This is a genomic window from uncultured Aurantimicrobium sp., from assembly GCF_936931525.1.
Lineage (GTDB): Bacteria > Actinomycetota > Actinomycetes > Actinomycetales > Microbacteriaceae > Aurantimicrobium.
Genome location: NZ_CAKZII010000033.1, coordinates 1 through 1641, shown reverse-complemented (window position 1 = coordinate 1641; position 1641 = coordinate 1). Strand labels below are relative to the sequence as shown.

At 56.4% G+C, this 1641-nt stretch carries 2 protein-coding genes and 1 tRNA gene; all 3 read right to left on the bottom strand.

The genetic code is table 11. The features are described from left to right. Nucleotide 1: 1 nt before the first annotated feature. The 3 genes from Q0362_RS01505 to rpoA all read right to left on the bottom strand — a co-directional run bounded on the left by Q0362_RS01505 (nt 2) and on the right by rpoA (nt 1584). Nucleotides 2–78 (bottom strand) — tRNA-Met (locus tag Q0362_RS01505). A gap of 18 nt (nt 79–96) precedes the next feature. Next, nucleotides 97–495 (bottom strand): 50S ribosomal protein L17, encoded by a 399-nt coding sequence (gene rplQ / locus Q0362_RS01500; protein ID WP_298119040.1) that lies wholly within the window; start codon nt 493–495, stop codon nt 97–99. A 99-nt stretch (nt 496–594) separates the two neighbouring features. Then, nucleotides 595–1584, bottom strand: coding sequence for a DNA-directed RNA polymerase subunit alpha (gene rpoA, locus Q0362_RS01495; RefSeq protein WP_298119038.1), 990 nt, complete (start codon nt 1582–1584; stop codon nt 595–597). Nucleotides 1585–1641 lie beyond the last annotated feature (57 nt).

The window sequence follows — 1641 nt, the reverse complement described above, 5'->3', positions numbered from 1 at the left end:
TTGGTTGCGCGAGAAGGATTTGAACCTCCGACCTTTGGGTTATGAGCCCAACGAGCTACCAGACTGCTCCATCGCGCGGTAAGCTAGTAGTATACCTTATTCAGCCGCCACTGCTGCGGTATCAGCCGCATTAGTTTCAGCACGGTCCACCAATTCGACCAGAGCCATGGGCGCGTTGTCACCAACACGGAAACCCATCTTCAGAATACGTGTGTAACCACCGGGACGTGTCTTGAAACGCGGGCCCAGGTCGTTGAACAACTTGGTTACGCTGTCACGGTCGCGCAGGCGGTCAAATGCCAGGCGGCGGTTGGCCACGGTGGCTTCCTTCGACAGAGTGATCATGGGTTCGATCACGCGACGCAGTTCCTTGGCCTTGGGCACAGTGGTCTTGATGACTTCGTGCTCGATGAGCGAGTTCATCATGTTGCGCAGCATCGCCAGACGGTGCGACGAAGTGCGGTTGAGTTTGCGGAGTCCGAGTCCGTGGCGCATGGTAATTTCCTTCAGTTATGGAGCAGCCGTATCAGGTACTGCCCGGGCGCGTTACCCCGGGAGGGGCGGTTTGGATTAACTTCTTATGTGGAAAAACGATTAACGCTTTTCCAGTGCAGCCGGCGGCCAGCTTTCGAGCTTCATGCCCAAAGTCAGACCACGGGAAGCCAGCACTTCCTTGATTTCGTTGAGCGACTTGCGACCCAGGTTAGGTGTCTTCAGCAGCTCGTTCTCGGTGCGCTGAATCAGGTCACCGATGTAGTAAATGTTTTCGGCCTTCAGGCAGTTGGCAGAACGCACGGTCAGTTCCAGCTCGTCCACAGGGCGCAGCAGGATCGGATCGAATTGCGTATTTCCACGCGGTGCCGGTGCGTCGAATGCAGCCAGTTCGCTGCCTTCCAGTTGTGCAAACACAGCCAGTTGCTCCACCAGAATCTTGGCAGATGCGCGCACTGCGTCTTCAGCAGACACTGCACCGTTGGTTTCGATTTCAACCACCAGCTTGTCTAGGTCGGTACGCTGCTCAACGCGGGCGCTCTCCACGGTGTAGCTCACGCGCTTGACCGGGGAGAACGAAGCGTCCAGAACGATACGGCCAATGGACTTGTTGGGTTCGTCGGCGTGGCGGCGCATGGTGCCGGGCACATAGCCACGGCCCTTTTCAACCTTGATCTGCATGTCCAGCTTGCCGCCGTGCGACAGGTTGGCGATGACATGACCGGGGTTGATAATTTCCACGTCATGGGGCGTCTGAATGTCAGCGGCCGTTACGACGCCTTCCGAGTCTTTGCGCAGGCTCAGAGTCACTTCTTCGCGGTTGTGCAGCTTGAACACAACGCCCTTGAGGTTCAACAAAATGTTGACCACGTCTTCTTGCACACCATCGATAGACGAGTACTCGTGGAGCACGCCGGCGATGGTCACTTCGGTTGCTGCAAATCCAGGCATGGATGAGAGCAACACGCGACGCAGCGCATTACCCAGGGTGTGACCGTAACCACGTTCAAAAGGCTCAAGAGCCACCTTGGCACGGTTGGGACCGAGTTGTTCTACGCTAATGGATTTTGGTTTCAGCAAACTGTTTTGCATGCAGACTTCCTCTCAATACCCCCGACTCGTTACATCGGTAAGGCTGGTGAAGCACCC

What these genes read in the sequence shown, in the direction of transcription:
- rplQ (WP_298119040.1), bottom strand. Translation starts at nt 495, where the DNA reads ATGCGCCACGGACTCGGACTCCGCAAACTCAACCGCACTTCGTCGCAC.
- rpoA (WP_298119038.1), bottom strand. Translation starts at nt 1,584, where the DNA reads ATGCAAAACAGTTTGCTGAAACCAAAATCCATTAGCGTAGAACAACTC.